Source organism: Streptomyces sp. NPDC001156 (genome assembly GCF_053598275.1).
The window spans coordinates 1-26508 of record NZ_JBSFJX010000045.1 but is presented as its reverse complement, the minus strand read 5'-3'; the positions used below and the strand labels follow the sequence as shown (position 1 = coordinate 26508).

20 protein-coding genes are annotated in these 26508 nt (G+C 70.1%); 5 read left to right on the top strand and 15 right to left on the bottom strand.

Translation table 11 applies throughout. The annotated features are described in order from the left end of the window. Window positions 1-456 precede the first annotated feature (456 nt). Both ACWDA7_RS22045 and ACWDA7_RS22040 read left to right on the top strand, forming a co-directional pair. Entirely contained in the window at window positions 457-708 is a 252-nt protein-coding gene (locus ACWDA7_RS22045) for a hypothetical protein (protein ID WP_450605935.1), read from the top strand. 255 nt (window positions 709-963) lie between these two features. After that, window positions 964-1557, top strand: a complete 594-nt coding sequence (locus tag ACWDA7_RS22040) for a hypothetical protein (protein ID WP_450605934.1) — start codon at window positions 964-966, stop codon at window positions 1555-1557. A gap of 198 nt (window positions 1558-1755) precedes the next feature. On the opposite strand, the gene ACWDA7_RS22035 is transcribed toward ACWDA7_RS22040, so the two are convergent. The 15 genes from ACWDA7_RS22035 to ACWDA7_RS21965 all read right to left on the bottom strand — a co-directional run bounded on the left by ACWDA7_RS22035 (window position 1756) and on the right by ACWDA7_RS21965 (window position 18528). Continuing rightward, window positions 1756-2100 (bottom strand): hypothetical protein, encoded by a 345-nt coding sequence (locus ACWDA7_RS22035; RefSeq protein ID WP_450605933.1) that lies wholly within the window; start codon window positions 2098-2100, stop codon window positions 1756-1758. A gap of 266 nt (window positions 2101-2366) precedes the next feature. Next, a complete protein-coding gene (locus ACWDA7_RS22030) occupies window positions 2367-3722 on the bottom strand; it encodes an NAD(P)/FAD-dependent oxidoreductase (RefSeq protein ID WP_450605932.1) in 1356 nt (451 codons plus the stop codon). A 533-nt stretch (window positions 3723-4255) separates the two neighbouring features. Beyond that, window positions 4256-5233 (bottom strand): sugar kinase, encoded by a 978-nt coding sequence (locus ACWDA7_RS22025; protein ID WP_450605931.1) that lies wholly within the window; start codon window positions 5231-5233, stop codon window positions 4256-4258. A 10-nt stretch (window positions 5234-5243) separates the two neighbouring features. Then, the gene (locus tag ACWDA7_RS22020) at window positions 5244-6149 is read right to left on the bottom strand and encodes an SMP-30/gluconolactonase/LRE family protein (protein WP_450605930.1); all 906 of its coding nucleotides are present in this window, start codon (window positions 6147-6149) and stop codon (window positions 5244-5246) included. Continuing rightward, window positions 6146-6781 carry a bifunctional 4-hydroxy-2-oxoglutarate aldolase/2-dehydro-3-deoxy-phosphogluconate aldolase gene (locus ACWDA7_RS22015; protein ID WP_450605929.1) on the bottom strand — a complete coding sequence of 212 codons (636 nt, stop codon included), beginning with the start codon at window positions 6779-6781 and terminating at the stop codon, window positions 6146-6148. Before ACWDA7_RS22015 ends, ACWDA7_RS22020 begins: the two co-directional genes overlap by 4 nt. Further along, window positions 6778-7593 carry a hypothetical protein gene (locus ACWDA7_RS22010; RefSeq protein WP_450605928.1) on the bottom strand — a complete coding sequence of 272 codons (816 nt, stop codon included), beginning with the start codon at window positions 7591-7593 and terminating at the stop codon, window positions 6778-6780. The genes ACWDA7_RS22015 and ACWDA7_RS22010 overlap by 4 nt, the downstream gene beginning before the upstream one ends. A gap of 5 nt (window positions 7594-7598) precedes the next feature. After that, window positions 7599-8744, bottom strand: a complete 1146-nt coding sequence (gene dgoD, locus ACWDA7_RS22005) for a galactonate dehydratase (protein WP_450605927.1) — start codon at window positions 8742-8744, stop codon at window positions 7599-7601. After that, window positions 8741-9502 carry a FadR/GntR family transcriptional regulator gene (locus ACWDA7_RS22000; RefSeq protein WP_450605926.1) on the bottom strand — a complete coding sequence of 254 codons (762 nt, stop codon included), beginning with the start codon at window positions 9500-9502 and terminating at the stop codon, window positions 8741-8743. The genes dgoD and ACWDA7_RS22000 overlap by 4 nt, the downstream gene beginning before the upstream one ends. Before the next feature lie 49 nt (window positions 9503-9551). After that, window positions 9552-10310 (bottom strand): SDR family NAD(P)-dependent oxidoreductase, encoded by a 759-nt coding sequence (locus ACWDA7_RS21995; RefSeq protein ID WP_450605925.1) that lies wholly within the window; start codon window positions 10308-10310, stop codon window positions 9552-9554. A gap of 56 nt (window positions 10311-10366) precedes the next feature. Then, window positions 10367-12478, bottom strand: coding sequence for an alpha-galactosidase (locus tag ACWDA7_RS21990; RefSeq protein WP_450605924.1), 2112 nt, complete (start codon window positions 12476-12478; stop codon window positions 10367-10369). Further along, window positions 12475-13389 (bottom strand): carbohydrate ABC transporter permease, encoded by a 915-nt coding sequence (locus ACWDA7_RS21985; RefSeq protein ID WP_450605923.1) that lies wholly within the window; start codon window positions 13387-13389, stop codon window positions 12475-12477. The genes ACWDA7_RS21990 and ACWDA7_RS21985 overlap by 4 nt, the downstream gene beginning before the upstream one ends. Then, on the bottom strand, window positions 13389-14285 hold the full coding sequence (locus ACWDA7_RS21980; RefSeq protein WP_450605964.1) for a carbohydrate ABC transporter permease: 897 nt from the start codon (window positions 14283-14285) through the stop codon (window positions 13389-13391). The genes ACWDA7_RS21985 and ACWDA7_RS21980 overlap by 1 nt, the downstream gene beginning before the upstream one ends. 2 nt (window positions 14286-14287) lie before the next feature. Beyond that, entirely contained in the window at window positions 14288-15580 is a 1293-nt protein-coding gene (locus ACWDA7_RS21975; RefSeq protein WP_450605922.1) for an ABC transporter substrate-binding protein, read from the bottom strand. A gap of 257 nt (window positions 15581-15837) precedes the next feature. Beyond that, on the bottom strand, window positions 15838-17949 hold the full coding sequence (locus ACWDA7_RS21970; RefSeq protein WP_450605921.1) for a glycoside hydrolase family 27 protein: 2112 nt from the start codon (window positions 17947-17949) through the stop codon (window positions 15838-15840). 429 nt (window positions 17950-18378) lie between these two features. Further along, entirely contained in the window at window positions 18379-18528 is a 150-nt protein-coding gene (locus ACWDA7_RS21965; RefSeq protein WP_450605920.1) for a hypothetical protein, read from the bottom strand. 596 nt (window positions 18529-19124) lie between these two features. Here ACWDA7_RS21965 and ACWDA7_RS21960 point away from each other — a divergent pair. The 3 genes from ACWDA7_RS21960 to ACWDA7_RS21950 all read left to right on the top strand — a co-directional run bounded on the left by ACWDA7_RS21960 (window position 19125) and on the right by ACWDA7_RS21950 (window position 26156). Then, window positions 19125-22982 (top strand): S8 family serine peptidase, encoded by a 3858-nt coding sequence (locus ACWDA7_RS21960; RefSeq protein WP_450605919.1) that lies wholly within the window; start codon window positions 19125-19127, stop codon window positions 22980-22982. Window positions 22983-24567: 1585 nt separating this feature from the next. Then, a complete protein-coding gene (locus tag ACWDA7_RS21955) occupies window positions 24568-24993 on the top strand; it encodes a DUF1003 domain-containing protein (RefSeq protein WP_450605918.1) in 426 nt (141 codons plus the stop codon). A 455-nt stretch (window positions 24994-25448) separates the two neighbouring features. Continuing rightward, complete coding sequence (locus tag ACWDA7_RS21950; RefSeq protein WP_450605917.1) at window positions 25449-26156, top strand: DUF4232 domain-containing protein; 708 nt, start codon at window positions 25449-25451, stop codon at window positions 26154-26156. The last annotated feature ends 352 nt before the right edge of the window (window positions 26157-26508 follow it).

Sequence of the window (26508 nt, the reverse complement as noted above, 5' to 3'; positions counted from 1 at the left end):
ACGGGCCGGCCCCGCAAGGCAGACAGCGTCCGTCGCCCGCGTCTGTCACAGCTCTCTCAGTTACTCGGTCAATGCGGATGTGACTTGTGCGGCCACTCGCGCAAGCTCTCGCAGCGAGGAAGGGAGCACGTATGGCCTCAGAAGCCAGGGACCACCGATGCGTCCACGCGTCGAATGGCCCCGCTTTCCCCGGCCGGCGGGGCCGGCATCAGGGCATCCGTCCTTTCAGGTCCCGGCCGTCGTCGAGCTCTGTCGACACACTGCATCCTGTGTGTCCCGTCCGGCGTACCTCTGGGCACGCCCGATGCAGGGGGTACTGATGCGGCGGCGCCGGCCTGTTCGCGGTACCGACCGCGGGCGACTGCGGCACCGTACGGGCGGCCCTGCCGATGCTCTGCTGCCCCGCACACCCACTGGTTGGTACGAAAACCGGCTGAAGCCGCAGAAAGACACATAATGGCACGAGACCCGGACAAGCACCCCGATCCTGCCGCGGCCAGTGCGTCTCTGGCAGCCGAGGCCGCCCTCCTCGAGGCCCGTATGCGCATGATTCAAGAGGCGATCGACACCGTCGACGCGCGCATCGAGGCAATCGGCGACGCGCTGCGGCGACTGCACACCATGTCCCACACTCCAGCCGGAGCTGAGGGCACCGAGGAACGCTGCGGACCGTCCGGCGACAGGACGGGCAAACCATCAGTTGACTGACAACCATGTACTTTCACTCCCGCTGCATCTTCCGCGAACAGCGGCAATCATCAGTACGACGTCGCTCAGGGCGCACCGAACCGTCCTCAGCGCAGGCAGGGTGAACATTTGTGAGGCCGTTGGGCCGTTCTGATGCCTCTCCATTCCCAGTGCCCACTGCATATGATGTGAAGTGGACCCACTCTCGCGTTCAGGCCGGCTGGCGCAGCAGGCGAGCCGGGGAGCGACAGAACGGGTAGAGGACGAGAGGAACACATGGTCTCCGTAACTCGCGCGGCACACGACATCGAGATCACCGCCGAGAGCCTTCAAGAGGACCTGGCCCGCCTGCAGATCCAGAAGCAGGCGCTGGAAAGGGAACTGGCTGCGGTCGTGGCGCATCTCAGCTCGGTGCAGCGGGCCCTCCGTGCCCTTCAGGCCGTGATGGGCAACCCGGCTGCCGCGGTGACCTCGGCGGGCACCACCGGTGCCGGGATTGCCGAGGTGGGCCAGGCTGCGCTGCCCACCACCCCGGAGAAGAACGTAGCCTCCCCCAGGTCGGCGGAGGCCACCGCTGAGTCCGCGTCCCTGGCACAGAAGCCGAAGAGCGGCAATGACGAGGAGCGCACTGTTCCCGCCGGCACCGACACGGACGGTCAGAAGAAATACGGCAAGCTCACCGAGCAGATCATGGAGTACTTCGGCACAGTCGGCGACGCCGACGTGCGGGCCCGTGATGTCGCCACGGCGCTGGGTCGTGACTCCGACAGCGGAACCATCAACGCGGTCCGCAGTACCCTCGATCGCCTGGTCGGTACGTCCCGTATCCAGCGGACCGGCCGAGGCCTCTACCGCGCCAAACGTTCCTAGCGCGCGAGCGCCGTGCGGGAGTCTTTTGTCGGCGGCGGCATTGGTGCTCCTCCGACACGTACCCGAGGGCAGTAGGGTAACCACCAGCAATCATCAGAACACGCTCGTGTACTCGGAGGGCGCGCTGAGACATCGCCGTTCCTCGAGCGGTGTGGCGCGCAAGCCGCTGGTCGGGCACGCCGACGGCGACCTCGCGGGTCAAACGCTCCTGCTCAGGATGAGAGCGATGCACAGGCTCATCATGGCCGCGCTGAGCAGGCTCATCGCGGCCAGTGTTCCGCGACGCCATCGCGTCAGACGGGTCCGGTACCGCGTCTCCGTCGCAGTGACACTGTCGGCGATGTGCTGGGTCACCATCTCGGCCATGTACATCTGCTCTCCGACGTACCACCGTTCGATGTCCGATGTCTGCTCCTCGGTGAGTTCGGGCATCCGTGCGGTGAAAGCCGCCACACGCCGATGTGCTGCCTTCAGATGGGCCTCTCTGTAGAGGAAGTTCTCGATGTCGCTCAGGCCGCGTGCGGCCTCCTCACTCGCGTCCATGGTGTGCTCCAGGGGGTACGGAAAGTTCGGTCCCGGCGATGCCGGATTCGGACATGTGGAAGAAAAGGTGTGCATGGCGGGCGGCGGAGGTCCGGGCCGTGTGGCGTCTGTCCGGCGGGGCCGCCGATAGCGTCGGCCCCGCCGGACAGAGGCAAGGGTGTTCACCGTGCTGCTGGTCGTCATCGGGCCGGACGGCTCACGCTCATCGCCTGACGGCACGCGTGTCAGAACCGCCCGTCAGCCGAAGCGACAGCCCCCTCGCGTGCTCAAGCGGTGGTGTGGTCACCCTCGCGGTCCTGGCCGGAACGGGGCGGATTGCCACTCGCGACGAACGCGTCGCGCGGGTGCTGTACAGAGGCGAGGGAGACGAGATCCCGGCCGAACGCGGCGGCGGTGAGCCAGACGGCGAGAACGCGCACCTTGCGCTCCCAGGAAGGCACGGCCAGGACGTGGTAGCCCCGGTGCATCAGCCAGGCGGGAAATCCCTTGATGACAAGGCCCTTGTACTGGAAGATGCCTCGCCCCAGGCCCAAGGTCGCCACCACTCCCAGGCTGTTGTGGCGGTAGTCACGGACCCTTCCCCCGCGCAGGTCTGCCACGATGTTCTTGGCAAGGCGCTTGCCCTGCCGTACGGCGTGCTGCGCGTTCGGCACCGTGTGCGCCCCCGGCACAGGGGAAGCCAGGTCGGGAACGGCCGCATCGTCTCCCGCCGCCCACACGTTCGGCACAGGATCGCTGTCGGTGCCCACCCGAAGATCGGCCCGGACCACGATCAGGCCACGCTCGTCGACCGGCAGATCCGTGTGGTTGTGAACGACGGGGTTCGAGGCGTTGCCGGCGGCCCAGACGATGAGCGCCGAGTCGAACTCCGTTCCGTCGGAGAGCACCACATGCCCGTCCACGGCGGAGACCATCTGTGTGTTCAGGTGGACGTGGCCGCCGCGGCCTTCCAAGTGGCGCACCACCCAGGCCCCGGGCTTGTCGCCCACCTCGGGCAGGATGCGGCCCCGGGCCTCCACCAGATGGAAGGAGAGGTCGGCCATGCTCAGCTCCGGATAGGACTTGAGCATCGCGGTCGCCAGCGCCAGCAGTTCACCGAAGCCTTCGACGCCGGAGAACCCGCCACCCACGAACGTGACGGTGAGCAGTCTCTGTCGTTCGGCACCGGGCGGCAGTGAAGCGGCCTGGTCGAACGCGGTCATCAACCGGTCGCGGATGGCCACCGCCTCCTCCACGTGCTTCAGGCCTATCGCCTGCTCCACAATTCCGGCGATGGGGAAAGTGCGGGTCACGGCGCCGGCGGTCACCACGATGGTGTCGTAACTCAGTTGATGGTCGGGGCCGTTCACGGGCCGGACCGTGACCGTCCGGTCCGCGTTGCGGATCTCGGTCACACTCCCAGCGATCAGCCGGGTTCTGCGCAGGTGCCGGCGCAGCGACACGGCGGCATGACGTGCCTCGACCGAACCGGCCGTCACCTCAGGCAGGAAGGGCTGGTAGGTCATGTAGGGACGCGGATCGACGACCGTGACCCGCGCCTCACCCGCACGCAGCTTCTTCTCAAGGCGCCATGCAGTGTAGAAGCCCGCGTAGCCACCACCGACGATCAGAATCTCACGCATGCTGTCCTCTGTTCGTTGTTCGACACCACATAGACAGAGCGACGCAAGGTGGTGTGACACGCCATGGCGGTGAAGAGTCTCACCGCCTCCTCCGCAGGTCCAGAGCACACCCGGACGACAGGTCGCCGGCCATGCGACCGCCCAGCACCACGAGCATGCGGCCGATACAACGCCCGGCACGGGCGAACCGGACGCGTGCCGGGCGGGGGTGAGGCATACGCCGGCCGAGGACTGGCTCGTCGTACTACGAGAGGGGTCCCGGTACACGGAAGTCCTTGGCGAACCAAAAGTCCGTGAGGGCGACTGTCGGATGTAGTGGCCGACGATCAGACACGGTTCCCTGGCTTCGGGGCGGGCGCACGCACCGCGGGCCCCACTCCCGCAGCCACGCGGGACGGGGTGGGGATGGGTGGTGAACTCCTCGCGATGAACCGTGAGATGGACCGTGCCCTGGCGGGTGCGGCAACCGCCCGGTCCGTCACGACACATCACACCGGGGGAAGAGGCACCCCGGACGGTTCCCTCCGAAGGGATCAGTCGATCACGGCGGCCCGCCAGGTGCCCTCGTCGGCGTCCAGGAGCGCCGCGACAAGCGCGGGGTCCGGCAGCGGTCCGTGGTCGGCGGCGACCCTCAGGGCCGATGCCGCGGTCAGGTGGCCGAGGCGCAGGGCTCGGTCCACGGGGAGTTGCCTCAGCAGGCCGCTCAGAAATCCTGCGGCGAAGGCGTCGCCCGCGCCGACGGGTTCGGCGACACGCACCTTCAGGGCGGTCACGCTGTGGACGGCTTCCCCGACGAAGGCGGTGGCCGCGCGATCCCCGTCCTTCACGACGACGATGTGCGGACCGGACAGCAGGTCACGCACTCCTTCGGCGTCGGTGATGCCGTCCCCCCACAGAGCCTGAGCCTCGTCGAGTCCGACAAGGACGATGTCGGCCAGGTCCGCGAGCGGACGCAGCACGTCGGCAGCGGACCGGCCGACCCACAGGGCGGGGCGGTGGTTGACGTCGAAGCTGACGGGCCAGGGACGGTCGGGGCGCAGCGCGCGTTCGACGAGAGAGCGGCAGCCGGGCGACAGGGCGGGGGTGATACCGCTGAGGTGGACGAGCGCGGCGCCCGCCAGCGCCGGGTCGTCGAGTACGTCGGGGGTGAGGGCCGAGGCGGCGGATCCGGAGCGGTGGTAGTGGACACGGGTGCCGTGCGCGCCCGGGTCCTTGAGCAGCAGTCCGGTGGGTCGTTTCGGGTCGATGCGGACGCCGCTCACGTCGACGCCGCCCGCGGCGATCCGGGTGCGGACGCGACGGCCGAAGGGGTCGTCGCCGACCGCGGAGACCCAGCGGGCGGGGATGCCGTGGTCGGCAAGGTAGAGGGCGACGTTCGACTCGGCGCCCGCGATGTCGACGTGCAGCAGGTCGGCGCCGTCCAGCGGCCCCAGGGGGTCGGGGGCGAGGGCGACCATGGTCTCGCCGACGCAGGCCACGGGGCCGTGGCGCAGTGGCCGATGGGTGCTCATGGTGGGATTCCTAGGGTGTGTCGGCGCGGTCCGCCGGGGCCGGGCCGGAGAGGGCCGCCGGGCGGTACGGGGCGGCCGGTACGCCGGGGACGTCCACCCGGACCGCGAAGACGGCACCGTCGAGGGGTTCCGGGGCGGAAAGGCCGATGTGCGCGCTGGTGACGAGGAGCGTACGGCCGTCGGGGCCGCCGAGGCAGACTCCCGCGGGCTGCCCGGCGGGCAGGTCGACGATCCGGTCGAGGCTGCCGTCGGGGTGGTAGCGGCGGAGCTGCCCGGCGCCCCAGATGGCGGTCCACAGGCCGCCCTCGACGTCGGTGGTCATGCCGTCGGGGCTGCCGGATTCGACGGTGACGAAGGGCTCGGGGGTGCCCGGGTCGCCGCTCTCCGGGTCGACCGGGTAGCGGCGGATGACGCCCCGGGCGCTGTCGGCGAGGTACATGACGGTGCCGTCGGTGTTGAAGGCAGGGCCGTTGGGGATCGTGATGTCCCATGGGACACGGGTGACGCGGCCGTCGCGGTCCAGGCGGTAGAGGGAGCCTGCGTGCTCGGTGGCCTCGTACGCCATGCTGCCGGCCCAGAAGCGGCCGTGCGGGTCGGCGACGCCGTCGTTCATGCGCATCGCTACGGGTGCGTCGTCCTCGGGGCGGGCGATCCAGTCGACGCGACCCGCGGGGTCGATGCGGCAGATGCCGGTGCCCGCCGCCGCGATCCAGTGGCCGGGGTGCCCCTCCACCGGTGCCACGGCGCCCAAGGGGCAGGGCAGTCGAGTGATCGGGGTGAGCGGCGCGTTGGGCCCCTCGGGCAGGGCGAGCAGCCGCCCGGTGAGGATGTCGGTCAGCACGGCGCGGCCGTCCGTCCAGCGGATGCCCTCGCCCAGTTCCAGGCGGTCGGTCCCGAGGACCGCGGGATTGGTCACGGGCGGGCCTGCGTGCGGATGACGTCCAGGAAGGCGCGGGCGCGCTCGCGCAGGGCGGTGAGGTCGCCACCCGCGGCGGCGTCGCCGACCAGGGGCGATCCGACGCCGACGGCCGTGGCTCCCTCGCGCAGGTAGTCCGCGGCCGCGGCCGCGTCCACTCCCCCGACCGGTACAAAGGGCAGGTCCGGGAAGGGGGCGCGCAGGTCCTTCAGATAGCCGGGGCCCCCGGCGCTGCCCGCCGGGAAGAGCTTGAGGGCCTCGGCGCCGAGCCGCCGTGCCTCAAGGATTTCGGTGGGGGTCATCACGCCCGCGAGTACGGGGAGTCCGAGTTCCCGCCCGGTGGCGATACCGTCGCTGACCGCCGGCGTGACAAGGAACGCGGCGCCGGCTTTCTGGGCGGCACGGGCGTCGTCGGAACTGAGCACGGTTCCGGCGCCGAGCGTCGCGCCGGGGCCGAGCTCGGCGCGGGCCCGCGCGATCACATCGAGCGCGTCGCGTCCGGACAGAGAGACCTCGATGAGGGTGACGCCCTCTTCTGCGAGGGTGAGCACGGCGGTCAGCGCGGCGTCCGGATCACTGCCGCGGACGATGGCGAGCAGCCGGTGGTCGCGCAGCGCGGCGAGCAGGTTCATCCGGCATCCCTTCTGGTGACGGGGGTTGAGGGTCGGCGGGTCGCGGTGACGGTGAGCCGCCAGGCGACCTCGCCGGTCGGCGGTACGACGGCGGTGTCCCCGTCGTCCGCCGCGGCGCGGTCGAAGACGCGGCCGAGCATCGGCTCGACGCCGATCGAACGGTACGGCGCCTCTTGGGGGAAGCCGCCGAGGTTGCGCCAGAGGGCGACCGCGACCGGCTGGCCGTCGGCTTCGACGGACAGGTGCAGGGCGTCGGTGCCGTCGTGTACGGACACCTGGGAGGCGAGGACGACCGCTCCGACGGCGCTGCCGTCGTGCGGGCCGAGCCGGTCCAGCGGTATGCCGTCGACGGTGGGCCAGGCGCCGCCGGCCCAGCGGTCGCCCTCGTCCGGGTAGAGCCGGGTCGCCGCTGGTCCGCCGATGTCGATCCGGGCGGCCTCGGAGAGGTCCAGCAGGGCGTGTGCGGCCCACACGAAGCGGTAGCCGGGTTCGGCGGCGAGCGTGTAGTCGGCGACGACCGCATCCTCCCGCTCGCGGATGCGCCGGGTCAGACGGAAGTCGGGGCACTCCACGACGTCCTCCTCCCCGGCCGTCCGCCAGGGCCGCGACCAGGCGTCCCCGTGGTCGGGCAGCCCGCGCACGGTCGGCACGCACTCCTCCAGCCCCCCGGCGTCGGCGAAGGCGTCACCGGGCCGGACCCCACGGCGGCGGGGTTCGTCGCGGTGCCACAGCCACTCGCGGTCCCCCGCGGTCAGCGACGTCCAGCGCCCGCCGTGGTCCGCGTCGGTGACGACGCGGACAGGCAGCCGCATGACGCTCACCATTCGGCGAAGGAGCCGTCGGCGTGCCGCCAGACCGGATTGCGCCAGGCGTGGCCGGACCGGTCGGCGGCGCGCACCGCGTCCTCGTCGACGGTGATGCCGAGTCCAGGCAGTCCTGTGCGGTGCGCCTGACCGTCGACGAAGCGGAAGGGCTCGGTGTCGATCAGGTAGGACAGCAGGTCGGCGTCCTTGTTGTAGTGGATGCCCCGGCTCTGCTCCTGGATCAGGAAGTTGGGCGTGGCGAAGGCGACTTGGAGGCTGGCGGCCAGCGCGATGGGGCCGAGCGGGCAGTGCGGTGCCAGGTGGGCCCCGAAGGTCTCGGCGAGGGAGGCGATCCGGGTGACCTCCGATATCCCGCCGGCGTGCGACAGGTCGGGCTGCGCCACGGCGACGCCCGCGGTCAGGGCGGGGAGGAAGTCGGCTCGCCCGTAGAGCCGTTCACCGGTGGCGAGCGGCACCGACGAGGCGGCGACCAGTCCCGGGAGCAGGTGCGCCTGCTCGGGCAGGACCGGCTCCTCCACGAACAGCGGGTGCAGCGGGGCTATCTCGTGGAGCACGCGCCGCGCGTTGGCGGCGCTGAAGCGGCCGTGGAAGTCGACGGCGACATCGCGGTGCGGGCCCAGGGCCTCTCGGGCGACCGCGACGCGCTCGACGACGGCAGCCGTCTCGGCGGGGCTGCCGATCCGCGAGGTGCGCCCGGCGGCGTTCATCTTGACGGCGGTGAAGCCGGCTTCCACCTGGGCGGTGACCTCCTCCTTGAGTCGTTCGGGTTCGTCACCGCCGACCCAGGCGTACACCCGCACCATGTCGCGGACCGGACCGCCGAGCAGGGTGTGCACAGGCACTCCGAGGGCGCGTCCCGCGATGTCCCACAGGGCCTGGTCGATGCCGGCGACGGCGCTGGAGAGGACCGGGCCGCCCCGGTAGAAGCCGCCCTTGGTCAGCACCTGCCAGTGGTCCTGGATACGCAGCGGGTCCTGGCCCATCAGGTACTCCGAGAACACCTCGACGGCCGACCGGACCACCTCGGCCCTGCCCTCGACCACCGGCTCGCCCCAGCCGACGACCCCGTCGTCGGTCTCGATCCGGCAGAACAGCCAGCGGGGCGGGATGAGAAAGGTCTCGACGCGCGCGATCTTCACTGTCCCTGACCGTCCTTCTCCTCGGTGGAACCGTCCGCGCCCTCGGGCGCGGAGGGACCGCTGACCTTGTCCAGATCGCGCGTCGCCTGGTCGAGCAGGGCGCGCATGGCGTGTTCCGCGGCGTCCGGGTCCTGGTCGCGCACGGCGTCGAGGACGGCACGGTGGCTGGGCACCGGGTCCTCGCTGTGCGGGGCGCTGTGCACGAGTTGGTCTCGCTGGGCCAGGCCCGACTCGATGACCATCTCCATGCGTTCCAGCAGTTCGTTGTGGGTGGCTGCGAGAAGCGCCCGGTGGAAGGCGAGGTCGGCCTCGACGGCGTCGCTCGCGCCGCCCTCCTGGCCCATGGCGGTCAGTGCCGCATCCAGCGCCTCGAGGTCGGAGTCGGTGCGCCGGTCCGCGGCCAGGCGCACGGCGGCGGGCTCGATGATGCCGCGGACCTCGCCGAGGTTGCGCAGCAGTGTGGGATCGGCGCCGGTGCCGCTGCTCTCGGCGAACTGCCAGCGCAGCACATCGGCGTCGAGCAGATTCCAGTCCGAGCGGGGCCGGACGAAGGTCCCGCGCTTCTGCCGGGCGTCGACCATGCCCTTGGCCGCGAGCACCTTCAAGGACTCGCGCAGAGCGGTCAGGCTGACGTCCAGCTCGCTCTGCAGGGCCGCCATGTCGAGCGTCGCACCCTCGGGGATCTCGCCGCTGAGCACCCGGCGGGCGAGGGTCTCCACGGTCTGGCCGTGCACTCCGCGGCGCGCGTATGGCGTCATGTCTATGCCTTTCTTGCTGTTCGGTCGGTGGCCGAAGCGGTCGGTTCCATCAGGCGGAGGCCTTGGCGACGCTCCAGCCGCCGTCCACGAGCAGGCTCGATCCGGTGATGTAGGAGGCTTCGTCGGCAGCGAGGAAGGCGACGGCGGCGGCGACTTCCTCGGGGGTGCCGAAGCGGCGGGCCGCGGTCTCCGCGACGCTGAGCTCACGGTCGGCCTGCGCCACCCGGTCCCAGGCGGCGGTCAGGATCGGCCCCGGCAGCACCGCGTTGACGCGGACGTCCGGGCCGTACTCGACGGCGAGCTGTCCGCACAGCGACAGCAGTGCGCCCTTGCTCGCCGCGTACGCCGGGTGGCCCGGGATGCCCCGGTACGCGTGGACGGAGGAGACGAGCACCACGGCCCCGCCGTGCTCACGCAGGTCCGGCAGGGCGGCCTTGACGCCGAGGAAGGCACCGGTGAGGTTGACCGAGAGCTGCCGCTCCCAGGAGGCGAGGCTGGTCTCGTGGGCCGGCGCGACCGCCACCGTGTACGCGTTGCTGACCAGGACGCCCACGGGCCCGAAGCCATGGGCGGCGGTGATCACCCGCTGCCAGTCGTCCTCGCTCGCGACGTCGGCGGCGACGAAGAGGGCCCGGGCTCCGTCCTTGCGCAGCCGCTCGGCCGCCTCCTCGCCGCGTTCGGCGGCGATGTCAACAAGGACGACGGCCGCGCCCTCTCCTGCGAGGCGTGCCGCGGTGGCCGCGCCGATGCCCGACGCGGCGCCCGTGACGACCGCGACGCGGTTGGTGAAGCGGGCGGCTGGGTTCATGGGGTGGATCTTCTCCTGTTCGAAAGGCCGGTGGGGTGCAGATTCTTCCGCTGTCGTCACTGACGGGCCAGAACGGTCAACTGCGCGTCGTGTTCGGCGGTCCAGGCGAACGGCAGCCCCGAGTGGAGCAGATACGCGCCGCTGTACCGGGTGCCGGTCGCGTTGTCGGTGTAGACGGCGTCCGGGGCGAGGTCGCGCAGCCGCAGCCGGGCGGGCCGTCCGGGAACCAGGGGCGCGCCGTCCAGCGGCCCGGTGTTCCAGGCCGTCACCACCACGCGGCCACCGCCCGGTTCCTCGTACTGGACACCGCACGTCGGCTCGGCGGGGCTGCTCAGCAGATGGACCTCGCCGTGGTGGACGACGTCCCGGATCTCCTTGTACCGGGCGATCCACTGCGCGGCCTCGGCCCGCTGTTCCGGCATCCAGTGACGGATGTCGGCGCCAATGCCGAGCACGCCCGCCATGGCGTTGACGAAGCGGAAGGCGAGCGAGCGCGGCCGGGGGTCGAAGACGCCGGGGGCGTCGGTGACCCAGGAGCTCATGGTGTGCGGAGCGTGCGCGTGGAGGTAGCCGTACTGGATGCGCAGCCGGTCCATGGGCGCGGTGTTGTCGCTGGGCCACACCACGTCGGTGCGGGCGATCGTGGCGTGCTCGACTCGGGCGCCGCCGCCCGCGCAGCCCTCGACCGTGACATGGGGGTGGGCGGTGCGCAGATGGTCCAGGACGCGGAGGTAGCCGGCGACGTGTGCGGCATCGAGGTCCTGCCGCTCCGGGTCGCTGCCCGCCGGGTGGCCGGGACGGCCGCGCTCGGTGGGCGGGCGGTTCATGTCCCACTTGAGGTAGCCGATGGCGTGGGAGCCGAGCAGCCGGTCGAGTGTGCCGATGACGAACTCCTGGACGTCCTCGCGGCCGAGGTCGAGCAGAAGCTGGTTGCGCACGAGCGTGGCGAGGCGGCCGTCGATCCGGTAGACCCACTCGGGGTGTTCGGCGTAGAGCTTCGAGCGCGGGCTGATGCCTTCGGGCTCGACCCACAGGCCGAAGTCCATGCCGAGGGCGTGCACGTCCTCGATGAACCGGTCGAATCCGCCGGGGAATTCGGCCGGGTCCGGGTCCCAGTCGCCGAGGCCGCCGGTGTCGTCGGGACGACCGGTGAACCAGCCGTCGTCGACGACGAAGAGTTCCGCGCCCAGTTCGGCGGCGACCTTGGCGAGCTCCAGCTGGCCTGCCGCGTTGACGTCGAAGCCGGTGGCCTCCCAGGAGTTGTAGAGGACCTTGCGGGGCCGGTCGATACGCTCGCCGGTCAGGTGCCGCTCATAGCGGTGCCAGACGCGGGCCAGGCCGTCGAGACCGTACGGGCTGAAGGCGCAGGCCAGGCGGGGCGTGACGAGGGTGGTGCCGGGCGCGAGGCGGACGGCGCCCTCGTGGGGTACCCGCCCGGCGCGGACCCGTACGGCGCCTCCGGGTTCGGCGTCGGCGGTGATCCGCCAGTTGCCGGACCACTCCAGCGCGATGCCGTAGGTGGGAGTGGCTCCCTCGGCAGGGGCGGCGGCGTCCTGGACAGCGAGCCAGGGGTGGTAGGCGTGGCCCGCCGAGCCCTGGGTGCTCTCCATCTCGAAGCGCCCTCGCTCCAGTTCCACGTCCTTGAGCTGGAACTCCTGCGACCACTGGCCGGCCAGGTAGGTGAGCCGCGCGCCGCCCTGGACGGGCACGTTGATGGCCGCGGAGTCGAAGCGCTCCAGGCGCACCTGGTCCTCGCCCGTGCAGGTCAGCTCTGTCCAGCGCAGGACGACGTCGGTGCCGGGCACCGTCTCGTAGCAGAGCGCGGTGCTCAGCCCGAGGAGGTCGTCGGCGAACTCCAGGCGCAGCGCGCGCTCGCCGTCCTGGGTGGCGCCGGTGAACCGCCACCAACTGCCGCGGTCGCCGCCGGGGCGGGAGGCGATCAGGTCGGCGCCGGTGAACGGCCGCAGCCCGTACGGGATGTACTCGGCCGGGGCGGCGTCTGCGGGGGTGATGAAGTGGGTGCGGCGCGACCAGTCCAAGGGCGACGGGCCGTCCTCGGCGCCGTGCGGCCCCCAGGCGGCGAGCTCGGCCCAGCGTCCGTCGCCGCCGAGGGTGACGGCGTAGGTGGTGGTGTCGGTACGCAGCAGCCACCGGTCGTGCGCGGTCACTTCACGGCTCCGAGGTTCAGTCCGGCCACGAAGTGGCGCTGGAAGCGGAGGAAGACGGCCACCGTCGGGGCGGCGGCGATCACCGAGCCGGCCGCGATCACGTTCCACATGGACACGTACTGGCCCTGCAGTCCGATCAGCGAGGCGGTGATGGGCATCTGGCTGTCGGTGCGCAGCACCGTGATGGCCCACAGCAGGTCGTTGAAGATCCAGGTGAACGACAGCGCGGTCAGCGCGGCCAGTGCCGGGCGGGCCAGCGGCAGGATGATCCGCCAGTAGATCTGCCACGGGCCCGCCCCGTCGATGACGGCGGCCTGCTGGATCTCGTTGGGGATCGCCCGCATGAAGCCGTGCAGGACGAAGACGTAGAAGCCGACACCGAAGCCGACCTGCACGCCGATCAGGGCGTACAAATGGTCGTAGATGCCGAGCGCTTCGCTGACCTTGGCGACCGGGATCAGCAGGATCTGCGGGGGCAGCAGGTTGCCGCCGAGCATGAGCAGCAGCAGGCCGCGCCGGAAGGGCAGCTCGTAGCGGCTGAGCGCGAAGGCGGCCATGGAGGCGAGGCCGAGCGAGAGCAGTACGGTGGGGATGGTGACCAGCAGGCTGTTGATGAGGGCGCGCTGCTGGCCGCCGTCCACCCACGCCTGGCGGAAGCTGTCGAAGGTGAACGAGTGCGGCCAGCTGCCGACGCCATGCGCGGCGATATCGTCGAAGGTCCGGGTACTGGTGACCAGTACGAGGGCGATCGGCAACAGCCACAGTGCGGACAGCAGGCTCGCGGTGAGGTGGAAGCCGGCGGTGCGCAGCTTGCGGCCGTCCAGGACGGAGCGACGGGGCGGCGCGAGTTCGGCGGGGCCGGCCTGCCCCTCGATGTCCTCGGTGTGCCTGGTGGCGTGGGTGGCGGTCATCAGTCGGCCTCCCGGAAGGCGCGCACGAGGTAGCTCACGATGACGCCGAAGGCCAGCACGAAGATGACGACGGCGAGCGCGGAGCCGTATCCCAGGCGCAGGGACTGGAACGCGGTGGAGTACATGTAGGTGCTCAGCAGTTCGGAGGAGTGGTAGGGGCCACCGCGGGTGAGCGCCCACACCACATCGAACGAGCGCAGCGAGTCGATGATGATGACCGACAGGACGACCGCGTTGACGCTGCGCAGCTGCGGCAGCGTGACGTACCGGAACTGCTGCCAGCGGGTGGCGCCGTCGACCTTGGCCGCCTCGTAGAGGACGGGATCGATGCCCTTGAGGCCGGCCAGGTACAGCACCATCACATAGCCGACCTGGCGCCACAGTGCGGGCACGATCACCGCGTAGAAGGCGGTGTCCTGGTCGGCGAGCCAGGCGTGCTTCCAGCCGCCGAGACCGATGGCCTCCAGCAGGTTGTTGATCATGCCGTCCGGCTGGTACATGGCCTGCCACACCAGCGCGGTCGCCACCAGCGAGAAGACCACCGGCAGGAAGAGCGCCGCCCGGTAGAACCCGATGCCGCGCCGCTCCTTCTGGAGCAGCATCGCGGCACCGAGCCCGAGGGCGGCGGAGAGCCCGCCGAAGAGCAGCAGCCACAGCACCGTGTTGATCGCGGCGGTGCGGAAGACCGTGTCGTGCACCATCTCGCTGTAGTTGCCGAGGCCGACGAACTTCGCGGACCCCAGGCCGTCCCAGGACGTCAGGGAGAGGTAGAAGCCCTGGAGGGCCGGCCAGAAGACCCAGAACGCCTCGGCGAGCAGCGGGATGAGGACGAAGGCCAGGACCACCGGGGGCACCCGAGTGGCCCTGGACCGTCGTGTGGAGCCGATCAGCGCCATTGTCACTGGCTCCAGATCTTCTGTGCGCTGCGCTGCCACGTGGTGAGGATGGAGCCGATCTCCTTGGGCTTCGCCAGGTAGTGCACCAGCGCCGTGTCGGCGGTCGGCTGGAGGGCGTCGCTGGAGTCGCGGTTGAAGAACTGGGTGATCTCCGCGGCGCTCTCGACGAGCTTGCGGCCCTTGGCGACCAGCGGGGTGCCGGCGTCCTTGGCGTCGGGGTGGGTGGGCAGCACGGTTCCCGAGGAGCTCTTGATGTACAGCTCCTGCGACTCAGCGGTGGCCAGGTAGCGCAGCAACTCCTTGACGCCGTCGGCGCGCTTGCTGCGCGCGCTGGCGAAGTAGCCGTCGGTAGGCGCCTCTTCGGCGACCGGCACCTTCGGGTCGATGATGGGGAACTGGAAGAAGTCCAGGTCGCCCAGTGCGTCCTTGGGCGCGGCGTCGGCGAAGAAGGTGCCGATGAGCATCATGCCCGTGCGGCCTTGGAGGAGGGCGGTGGTGGCGTCCTGGAAGGGGATCGCCGTGCCGTTGGGGTCGAAATACGGGCGGGCCTCGTCCCACTTGTCGAAGACCTTGCGGACCTCGGGGCCGTCGAAACCGTGCTTCCCCGCGAGGAGTTCGCGGTGGAACGTGGCGCCGTTGACGCGGATGTTGAGGTAGTCGAACCATGCCGAGGCGACCCACGGGGTGTCGCCGCCGGCGCCGAGGCCGATCGGGGCGACGCCCTTGCTCTTGAGCTTGTCGCACAGGCCGAGGAACTCGTCCCAGGTCTTGGGCTCCTGGACGCCCCACTTGGCGAAGTTGGACTTCCGGTAGAACATGCCCCACCAGTAGTAGCTGGTGGGCACGAAGACCTTCTTGCCGCTGGAGGCCGAGGTGCACAGCTTCTTCAACGCGTCGGAGTAGCCGGAGAGCTCGGGCTTCGTCCAGATGTCGTCGAGGTTGAGGAGCAGGTCCTTCTTGGCGTACGACTCGGCGACGGAACCGGGGTACCAGGTGTAGACGTCCGGCGGGTTGGCCGACGTGAGGTAGGTCGGCAGCTGTGTGCGGAAGGTCTCCGACGCGACGGTGTTGAGCTGCGCCTTGGTGTCGCCGCGCTTGTCGAAGGCGGCGACGATCTGCTGCATCGCGGTCTTGGCCTGCGGGGAGGAGAGGTTGGACTGCAGGGTCACGGGGCCGCCGGACTTTCCTCCGGAGGAGGACGAGCTGTTGGTGACGCAGCTGCTGAGCAGGGCGCCGGCGCCGACTGCGCCCGTTCCTATGAGGAATCTGCGGCGGGTGGCGGTGAAGTCGGTCATCTGTGTACTCCCTAGGTGCCCACGGGACGGAGCTTGAGGCCCCCTGACGGCCCGGCTCCGGGCGCGGCAGGCACAGCCTGTCGCAGGGGTCAGGGCGCCGTCAAGATTAATTAGTAATTTATTTTCCGGAGGTGTGCCTCAGGGCCGAGAAGACCCTGAGGCACACCTGTTGCTGCTGGGTGATGCCGGGTGACGCGGTGGTGCGGTGGTGCGGATCGACACAGGTCGAACCAGGTGGAGCGGGGTCGGCGCGAAGCTCAGAGCTCGGTCTGGTGGACGCGGCCGTCCACTCCGCGGAAGGCGGCCAGCACGCCACCGTCCGGCCCTGCCACGGCCCCGAGCGCGCCGTCGAAGGCACCGCTGACGAAGTCGTTGTCCTTGCTCCAGCCGGCCCAGTCGCCGGACGCGGTCCAGCTGCGCATCCACAGCGTGTAGTCACCGGCACGGGCATACAGGTGCACCGTGTCGCCGGAGGCCACCAGCGTCGGGCTGCCACTGATCGTGCCGCCCAGAGCCGTCCAGTCGGACCAGGCGCCGGAGGCGTCGCGGGTCCGCGTCCAGACCGAGTCGTCCGGAGTGCGAACGGCCACATGCAGCCGGCCCGCGTCGTCCACGACGCCCGACGGACGGCCATAGAACGCCTTGTCCTGCGGGGCGCCCTGCGAGGTCCAGCCGGAGGCCGGGCCGCGCGACCACAGCTTGCCGTCCGCGCCGCGAGCGAAGAGCGTCCAGTCGTCCGGACCCGCGAAGGCGACGGTCGGCGCGTCCGTCAGCGTGCCGCCCAGGTTCTCCCAGCGACCCCAGTGCCCGTTCGCGTACACGCGCCGGTAGGCGGTGTCGTCGGCGCCGCGCACAAAGACGTCGATCCGTCCGCCGGCCGAGGCGTACGCGGCGGGCTGGCCAAGGATGCGGCCGTGCGTCGGGCCGCCCAGGTCGGTGGTCTGAGCCTTGGACCAGTCACCGCCGCGCGCCGTCTGTGCGCGCAGGGACCCGTCCGTGCCACGAGTGAAGACGGTCAGGTCGTCGCCGTCGCGCACCAGCGCCGGGCTCGCCGAGGAACGACCGGGCAGCTGCGTACCCGGGGCGTCGTCAGTGCCGGTCAGCTTGAGGAACGCGGTGCCGTGCGCGGGGACGCGCACCGTGTACGAACCGGTGAAGCTACCGCGCGAGGTACGGGCCCGCAGGTCGCGGACGGCGACCTTGCCCGCAAGACCGGCGTCGGCGAAGTTCACCGTGCGGTCCTGCGCCTGGTCGGAGCGGTTGAGCAGGACGACCGCCCGCTTGCCCGCACCCTGAAGCACCTTGCTGTAGACGTCGCCGACGGAGTCGGTGGCCACGCGGGCACCCTGGATGCCCAGCGGGTCCTGGTCGACGGCGAGGATCTCGGGGTTGCGCAGCGTGTCGAGCATCGACTGCGGCAGGGTGCGCGGATCACTTCCGATGACCAGCGGCGAGGCCATCTCGGCCCACATCACGAACTGCGTGGTGGACTCCTCCTCGTTGAGCTCGTAGCCGCCTTCGGCGAGCTTGCGCATCGGGATGAGGTAGTCCGGGTCGTTCCAGTGCCCGGGGCCCTGCGCTTCGGGGTGCCAGGCGTTGGCGTCCATGCTGCGCAGGATGTTCGGCCACTCCCCCGCGGTCGGGTTGCCCCAGGCGAGGTCGGTACCGGTGCGCCAGGAGTCGGCGATCGTCGGGCCGTAGACGAAGGTGTTGTGCGCGTCCTGCTCGGGGGTGTGCGGCATGCCCCAGTCGTCGGTGAGCGGGTTGCACAGGTTGAGCAACATCCTCCGGCCGGACTTGGCGACGGCGGCGCTGAACTCCTTGAAGGCCGGCCCCGGGTCGATCCCCGCACCGATGCCGCAGAGGAAGTCGACCTTGATGGCGTCGACCTTCCAGCCGGCGAACTGGCGGGCGTCCTGCTCGTAGTGGCCGCGGCTGCCGAGGCCGCACCACTTGCCGCCGTCGTACTCACCCGCGTCGGTGTAGATGCCCGCCTTGAGACCGCGGTTGTGAAGGTACGTCACCAGGGCGGGGATGCCGGAGGGGAAGCGCGTGGGGTTGGCCACGAGCCGGCCCGTCTCCGGGTCGCGCGGCTGGTCCGCCTGCCAACCGCCGTCCAGCCAGACGATGTTGTAGCCGCTGTCGCGCAACCCGCTGCTGACGAGGTAGTCGGCGACCTTCTTTACCTGGTCCTCGGTCGGGGCGCCGAGCCCGTAGTAGGTGTTCCATCCCATGTACGGCGTGGGTGCGAGGCCGCTGTCGTAGTACTGCGGCGCGCCTTGGTCGTCCGCGGCATGCGCCGCCGGAACCGCCGACCCAACCAGCACCGCGGCGCCAAGCACCGCCGCGGTCCGCCGCACACGCGCCATCTCTGCACGATGCGAAGCCACTGAAGTCTCCCGATAGTTGGGGGTACGGGGCACCGCACTCCGGTCGTACCGGGCGCCGGTGCCACGGCCGAAACTGTGCCCAGGCCCCTGAAGCCTGTCAATATTAATTGCTAATTAACTTAAAAACGGGATCGCGCAGTGATTCAGCCACTGCTCCCTGGACGGTCTCGATGGGTGCGGCGATGTCCCAGCCCTGGCGCCGGACGGCCTCGATTCGCCGCGTGCGGCGAGGTTCGTCGGCGTACGGCCCCCGCGGCCGCACGTCAACAGCGTGCTGTCCGGCGGCCGTACCCGTTGCGCCGGAGGGTCACCGGTGCGCTGCCGGAGGCGGAGCCCGACGTCGGCGTCGCCAATGGAGAGGGACCGCCCGGTCTGCCCGCACTCAGGTAGAAGCCGGAGCGGTCGAGATCACTCTCGGAGCCGGTGGAGCTGTACGAGCCCACCGCGATCGCGCCCGGCCGCCGGAGCGGCGAAGTACTGAAGCGTGTGGAGGTAGTCGCCGCTCTCGGCGTGGTCATAGCCGGAGTGACAGGCGATCGCGATGAAGGGGGGACTCATGACGGTTCTCCTCCTGGCAGTGGGGTGACCGACTCCCCCTGGGAGCGGGATGTCGACGATCACCGGCATGGTGGCTCGGAATCGACCTGCATCCACCAGGACCGGACGTCCTCTCCCTCTGTGACAGCGAAGGGGGTGGCCTGTGAGAATGAGCACCTCATACGCCATGCGCAGGCCCCACGGCGGCACAGCCGCCACGTTCGGCCGACGGCGAGGGACTGCCGCTCGCGATGACCGTCACCCGGACGATGTGCGGGTCTGAGGCCGCACCTGAGTTGGTGAAGCCGTTCCTGGCCGAGCCGGACCGCGCCCCCGCTCCATCAAGCAGTCTCGGCAAGTGACAGACCGTCACCACACTGGGTGGGGTCATCCGCCGTCGTACTCATCCTCATCACGTGGCTTCCCCTGGGAAGAAACGCACCTGATTCATGACCATCCCTGTCGTGCTGACAGTGTGGCGGCGGCGCGCAGGTGGCGCGTGTCGCAGTTGGAACATGTCGCAGTTGCGACACCTGAGGCCAGTGACAGCTGAGCTTCATCAACGGATGCTTTCGGACAGCTTGTGCCCCCCCAGCTGTACGAGAGGTGCCTTACTGATGTCTAGAATCCGCCTGACGGCGGCGATATCGACGGGATTGATGCTGGTTGCCGGAGCTGTGCCGGCCGCATTCGCGACGCAGACGGCAGCCACCGGGACCCCCACTCATCCCGCCGCCGTGCCGGGGGCTCGCTCCGCGACCGTGCGGCTTGTGACCGGTGACCGGGTGACCGTGACGACGCTGCCTGGCGGTCGCCGCACCGCGTCGGTGCAGCCCGGTCCGGGGCGCGAACACATCCCCTTCCAGACGTTGGAGGAGGACGACAAGTCGCTGACCGTGATGCCGTTCGACGCCGAGGCGCTGGTGTCGGCCGGCACCCTGGACCGGCGGCTGTTCAATGTGACGGCGCTGATCGCCGAGGGCTACGACGAGGCCCACACCTCGGCGCTGCCGCTGATCGTCTCTTCGCAGCCTGAGCCGTCACGGGAGGGGGCCAGGGTCACCGCGCAGGCGACGAGGGCCGCCGCAACCACCGCCGACCGACTGGTGGCGTTCAAGGCGGCCAAGACGCCCTCCCGCAACCTGGAGAGCATCCACGCGCGGTCGCTGCGGGTCGCCGACGACGACCTGGGCACGTTCTGGAAGACGCTGAACCCCGGCGGAACGTCGGACGCCGCCCGTGCCGCGGTCACCCCGCGGATCTCGCTGGACGGCAAGATGAAGGCCGCCCTGGACCGCAGCACTAAGCAAATCAACGCCCCCACCGCCTGGCAGGCCGGCTACGAGGGCCAGGGCGTCAAGGTCGCCGTGCTGGACACCGGTGTCGACGCGAACCACCCCGACCTGGTCGGCCGCATCGCCGAGGCCAAGGACTTCTCCGGCAGTGGCAACACCGGCGACCACTTCGGCCACGGCACGCACGTCGCCTCCATCGTCGGCGGCACCGGCGCCGCGTCCGGCGGGACCCGACGCGGTGTCGCGCCCAAGGCCGACCTGCTGATCGGCAAGGTGCTGGACGACAACGGCTACGGCGACGAGTCGGGCATCATCGACGGCATGGAGTGGGCGGCGGCCAGTGAGCACGCCAAGGTCGTCAACATGAGCCTCGGTGCGGACGAGCAGACCGACGGCACCGACCCGCTCAGCCAGGCCGTCGACAACCTGACCGCCTCCACCGGCACTCTCTTCGTGATCGCGGCGGGCAACTCGGGCCCAGGCCAGTCCACCGTCGGCACGCCGGGCGCCGCCGACGCCGCGCTGACCGTGGGCGCCGTGGACCGCGACGACTCCCTCGCCCCCTTCTCCAGCCGCGGCCCGCGCTTCGGCGACGGGGCGGTCAAGCCCGACGTGACCGCCCCCGGCGTGGGTATCGTCGCCGCCCGCGCGGCCGGCACCACCCTGGGCGACCCGATCGACGCCAACTACGTGGCGCTGTCCGGGACGTCCATGGCCACCCCGCACGTTGCCGGCGCCGCCGCACTGCTGGCCCAGCAGCACCCCGACTGGAGCGCCCAGCAGCTCAAGGACGCCCTGATCAGCACCGCCCACACGGTGCCCGGCACCAAGGTGACCGAGCAGGGTGGCGGCCGCATCGACGTGGCCGCGGCCATGGGCCCGGTCACCGCCACCGGCTCCATCACCCTCGCCCCGCTGACGATCGGCGGCACGGGGGGACAGCAGCAGGCGGCCACCCTCCATTACACCAACACCAGCGATCACCCGCTCACGCTCTCCCTGGCCGTCAACCTGGCCACCGAGGTCGGGCGCGCGCTCCCGGACGGGGTGGTCAGCCTCGACTCCAGCACCGTGCAGGTGGCCCCCGGCGCCACCGCCGAGGTACCGCTGCGCACCGACGCGACGCACGCCGTCCGCGGCAAGTACTACGGATACATCACCGCGAAGTCCGCCGATGGCACGGTGCTCGCCCACACCACCGTCTCCCTCGTGGTGCACGCTCCGCTGCACCGGCTGACCGTGGTCTACCGCAACCGCGCCGGCCAGATCGTGCCGGGCGCACTGCCGACCATCTGGGGTCCCGACGGGTTCGTGCAGTACACGGACCGGGCCGCGGGGGTCGCCGTCGTGGAAGAGGGCACGTACAACGTCAACGCCGGTTTCTACGACCGGGCCGATGACGGCGAAGAGGAAGGCCAGATCGTCAACCCCGAGGTGAAGGTCACCAAGGACACGACGGTGACGCTCAACGCCGCCGAGGCCACCGAGGTGAAGATCCGCACGCCTCGCCCCGCCGAGCAGCACGGCGTCCTCAGCACCACCTTCTACCGGCAGATCGACGGTCACAGCCTGCTCCAGGGCGCCCTGTTCTTCGACACCGTCAAGCGGCTCTATGTCAGCCCCACTGCTCCGGTCACCGACGGCGACTTTGAGTTCTACTCGCGCTGGCAGATGGTCGCTCCGCAACTGCAGGCCAAGGTCTCGGACAGCTCACTGGCGTTCACCCCGTACTACCAGCCGCTCTCCCCGGTCTTCGGGGACCAGGGCGCGCGGTTGACTGCTGCGGCCGCCGGCCTGGCGGCGGCGCCCGACTTCAGCGGGGCGCGCGGCAAGCTGGCCGTCGTACAGGACGACAACTCCGCCTGGTACGACCGACAGGCGCTCGTGAAGTCCGCGGCGGCCGCGGGGGCCAAGGCGCTGCTGATCGTGCAGCCCAAGGGATTCTCCGACTGGACCAGGTGGCAGCCGAACGGTGACCGGATGGCCCTGCCCACCATGCAGACCTCCTGGAAGAACGGGACAGCTCTGCTGGAGCGCATGGCGAAGGGCGCCACGACGGTCGAGTTCTCCGGCACCGTACGCAGCCCGTACCTGTACGACGTGATGCAGGTCTCGAAGGGCTCCATTCCCCAGCAGATCGTCTACACCGTCTCGAAGCAGAACACCGCAGAGGTCCACAGCACGTACACCCGCACCGGTGCAACGGACTGGGAGAGCGAGCAGCGTTTCGCGTGGCGGCCGTACCAGGACACCGCGTGGGACCAGTACAGCCGCTACGTTCCGGTGGGACAGGGACGCGTCGAGTACGTGAGCGCCGGAGACACGCTGTGGCAGCACGTCGTGCACCACAACGTCGTCTTCGACCCCGACCTCCCGCTGGGGGCCGGCATGCACGACGCCTCGCACACCTACCAGCCCGGCCAGCGCGCCACGGAGCGGTGGTTCGGAGCAGTGGTCCGCCCGTCGATCCCGCGCGGTAAGGGCCTGCCGTCGGTGCGCCACGGCGACACCCTGTCGGTCTACGTTCCGGAATTCAACGACTCCGGCGCCGGCCACTGGTCGTTCCCGGAGAGCGACCCCTTCGGCGGAATCGGCGGAATCGGCGGCGCCGGCACGGCTTCCGTGAACGACACGTCCAAGGCGGAGCTGTACCGAAACGGTGAGCAGATCGCCACGTCCGACAACGGTGCGTGGGGCAACTTCGAGGTGCCCGCGGGCGACGCCGAGTACCGGCTGGACCTGACGACCGCCCGCACCTCGGACGACTGGCGCTTCGGCACCGGCACGCACACCTCGTGGACGTTCCGCTCGGACACCGCGCCCGAGTCGACCCTGCTGCCGCTGCTCCAGCTCGACTACGCCGTACCGGTCGACGCGCAGAACGCGGTGGACTCGGACCGCACGCACACCCTCGGCCTGACCGTCCGCATGCAGGACGGCCTGGCAACGCCCCGCGGGGTGACGCTGAAGGTCGAGGCGTCGTATGACGACGGGCAGACCTGGACCACCGCGCGCACCGCGCGGCACGACGGTGACGGGCAGTTCACCGCCAACGTGACGCGGCCGTCGAGCGTGCACGGCGACGCCTACGTGACGCTGCGGGTCACCGCCACGGACGCCGCCGGCAACAGCGTCCAGCAGATCGTGAACCGCGCCTATCTGCACCACGGGACCGCATGAGCCGCCGGGATCGCTGACACGGCTTAGCCACGGCGGGTGCCAGGGCCCTTCAGGCCCTGGCACCCGCCGTGCCGTGCGGCCCGGCCATGGGGCTTGGCCCACACCACGCGGAGAGTCAAGTCATCGAGTCTCAGTTACTGGTTGACGGATCGACGTCGGCGATGCTTGACGTCTGCCCTGGACGATCTTCCGGCAACGAGAGACGAACGACTCGATTGGTGAGACTCGGTCCATTCGTCGGGCTACCACCCGAACTCGGGCAGCCCGTCAACTCGGGCGTCGATCTGCGCCACCAACCAAGCGACCCGCTCATCATCCCCGGGGCGTGTATGGACGAAGACGGTGTGCCCAGCTGCCCACTCTCCACAGTGAATGTCGTGGCTGTTGCACGCGATCTGCAACTCGGCCTACTTGTACTCCTCTGACAGCCCGAGTTCAGGCACCGGAGGCCACTTCAGGTTGTGCCAGAGGACGTAACACCGCGTGATGTCCGCCCAGGTTCCCAGAGCCTCGCATACCTGTGTAAATGTCCCGACGCCCAGGCACAGGCTCGCAGGCAAGGCGGCACCGCCCGTTCCGTACGACGTGACTTCCACTCCCGGGAAAGCATCAGCCAGACGCCGCAGGTCATCATCGTTGCGCGCCCAGGCATCCAGGTGGCAGCCGCTCGGCTCGTACCAGGACGCGACCGACAGCAACCGCTGCGCGCAGCTCAACGCCTCAGCCAAGTCCGTAGTCCGCAACACGGGCCACGCACGTGTGTTCCCCATGTCGGCATCCTGCCAGAGCGATCTTGCTGTCAGGCACGCGCAGCCACGCCTGCCCCTCGGTGCCGGCGAGCACCGACTCTGACCGGGCCCCTTGAGAGCTGCAGGGCGACAGGAAACGTCTTCTTGCCGTTGTTGTACCACTGGCAGAGCGGCTCCAGGTTGTCCAGCTCTGTCTCGCCTCCCCAGGACCTCAGGACGGTCTGGTCTATCTGGTCGATCTGAAGCTTGGCGTTCTTCCGCGCCGCGCGAGGCAGACGGCGCAGGGCGCGTCACAGATACGGGCCCTGCCCTGTCTTCACTACGACGCAAGTTGTGTGTGACCCCGGAATCAACGAACGCGGTCACCGCCGAACGAGAGGCCGGTACACCGGCCCAGGAGGCGGTGACGATGCGAGATCGTTCGTTCCGGGCAGCCCTACGGAGGTGCAGCGCAGTGTCGCAGAGCGACTCAGTGGACGGGACTGCCGAGCCGGAGAGCCCGGCGACGTTCGGACCCAGGATGTTGCAGAACACCAAGCCGCCCTCCATCCCCAAGGGTGCTTCGCGGATGACCGTCCTCGTCGAACGGCTTCCCGATCACCCCGGAATTTCTCCCCACCGCCACTCGGGACCGTGTTTCGGCCACCACGAACCGCTGAAGCGGGCCCACCTGCGCGCCCCGCAGGCCGACCAGCCATTTCGGTACCGGAAGGCTGACAACGGCTGACACAATGACCGCACACTCCAGAGACCGCGCCTTCCGATCGAGCTCCACTCCCGGCGCTACTGATCGCCTCGACCCCAGCTTGCGTCACGAGCAGCTGGTGTTCGCCAGGATGCGCACGTCGCGAGACCGGTTCGCCGACGCGATCACCGCTCTCGCGGGCACGATGGGGTTCGTCTACGTCCATACCGTCTGGTTTGCGGTGTGGATCGCTCTCAACCTCGGGGTCTTCGGCTCGTCAGCGGTCTTCGACCCTTACCCGTTCGGACTGCTCACCACGATCGTGAGCCTGGAGGCCATCTTCCTGTCCACGTTCGTGATGGTGAGCCAGAATCGGCAGGCCGCACGAGAGAAGGTGCGGGCCGATCTGGATTTCGAGACCAATCTTCGCGCCGAAGTCTGGGCGGTGCACACAGGCAAGGCACTCGGCCTGAATCCGGAGGAGATCGAGCGTCACGTCCAGGAGATCATCCAGCAAAGCAGGAGCGCGATGGACCCGGGGTCCGGGGTACAGCCGGTGGACCCAGAGGCCCTGTGAACGTGGCCTGGAGACCGGCTGCGCCGACGACGCGCCTGGACGGCTGCGTGTGGGCCCAAAGCCGACGCGCCTACTGCCTTGATTGCTCACACCACTCAGGGGAAGGCCATCGGCCACGAACACCGGGGCACGGCCCGGCGGGGCGGGTACGCATCTGTAACGACTGCGCGGGCGAAAAGGGACCCGCCGCGGAGGTCTCCCTCAGTCCGGCCAATGGCCAGGACCAGCCCCGGGTGTACGTACAGCTGCGCCAGGACGACGGCAGCAACTCGACCGACAGCGACCGAGTTGAGCGCGAGTCACCAGCTGGTACGGCACCGTGGGAATGCCCTCACAGCACGCTGAAATACGCGCAAACTTTTCCGCGCCGGCGTGCATCGGACAGAGATGACCGGGCGCACGGCGCCGTTCACACACGCTCGTCTCGGGCGGCAAGTTCCAAGGAGCAAACAGACATGGCGACCTTCCGGCGCGGCACGGCGAGCCCGGACCCCGACAGCACAGCCACCTTCCTGACGGCACGACGCGTGATGTCAGCGCTCGGTGCGGTAGCTGCCCTGAGCCTGCTCACAGCCTGCAACGACGGCCAAGGCACCGCCGGCGCTCCGCAGACGGCGTCCGGGACAGCCCAGCCGGCCTCCGGCGACAACTCGAGCGCCGCCGACACCACGACGAACACGGGCGGCTCCTCCGCCAACACCGGTTCGCCGCAGGGCTCCGGCAGCACACCCGCCTCTGGAGGCGGCGCCGCGAGCACTCGTTGCAACGCGTCCGAACTGCGCGGGCACGTCGGCGAGAACAACCCGGGCGCCGGGCAGGAGAACTTCCCCCTCATCGTGACCAACTTCTCCGCGCGCACCTGCACCATCGACGGCTACCCGGGCGCCGCCTTCGTGGACGCCTCGGGTAAGCAGCTGGGACCGGACCCCAAGCGCGGCTCCGGAAGCCCCACCAAGATCACGCTGGCGTCGGGCAAGAGCGCCTGGGCGGGGCTGAGCTTCGGCAACCCCGAGGTGAGTGGGGCCAGCACGGCCACGCCCACGGGGATCCTGATCACCCCGCCGGACGAGAAGGACTCCCTGAAGGTGGACTGGACAGGCGGCCCGGTGCCCGTATCGTCCGCCGCAAAGCTGACGGCCTTCCAGGCGGGCACCGGCGACTGACCCACCTCCGCTCCACGCCCCGCTGCCGCAGAGCAACCGCCAACCGCTCTGCGGCAGCGGGGTTGGGAGCTGTTCGGTTTCGGGTGTGCAGGAGTGTGCGTGCGTGTGCACGAGCATGTACTTGTTCGTGGTGTTGCAGCGCGCACGGCGCATGGCGGGCACTGTCAGTGCCGGCCTGTACCGTTCTTCCTGTTGCTGATCACGTGTTGGGGAGGGGGCAGATCGATGCGTGGTGAGTCGCTGCGCACGATCGCTGTCCCCTTCGTGGCCGTCGGCCCGTCCGGCGTGGCGATCCGCACCCGCCTCAAGGCCCTCACGCCGGACGACGAGCAGGTGTTACGTCTGGTCGGCG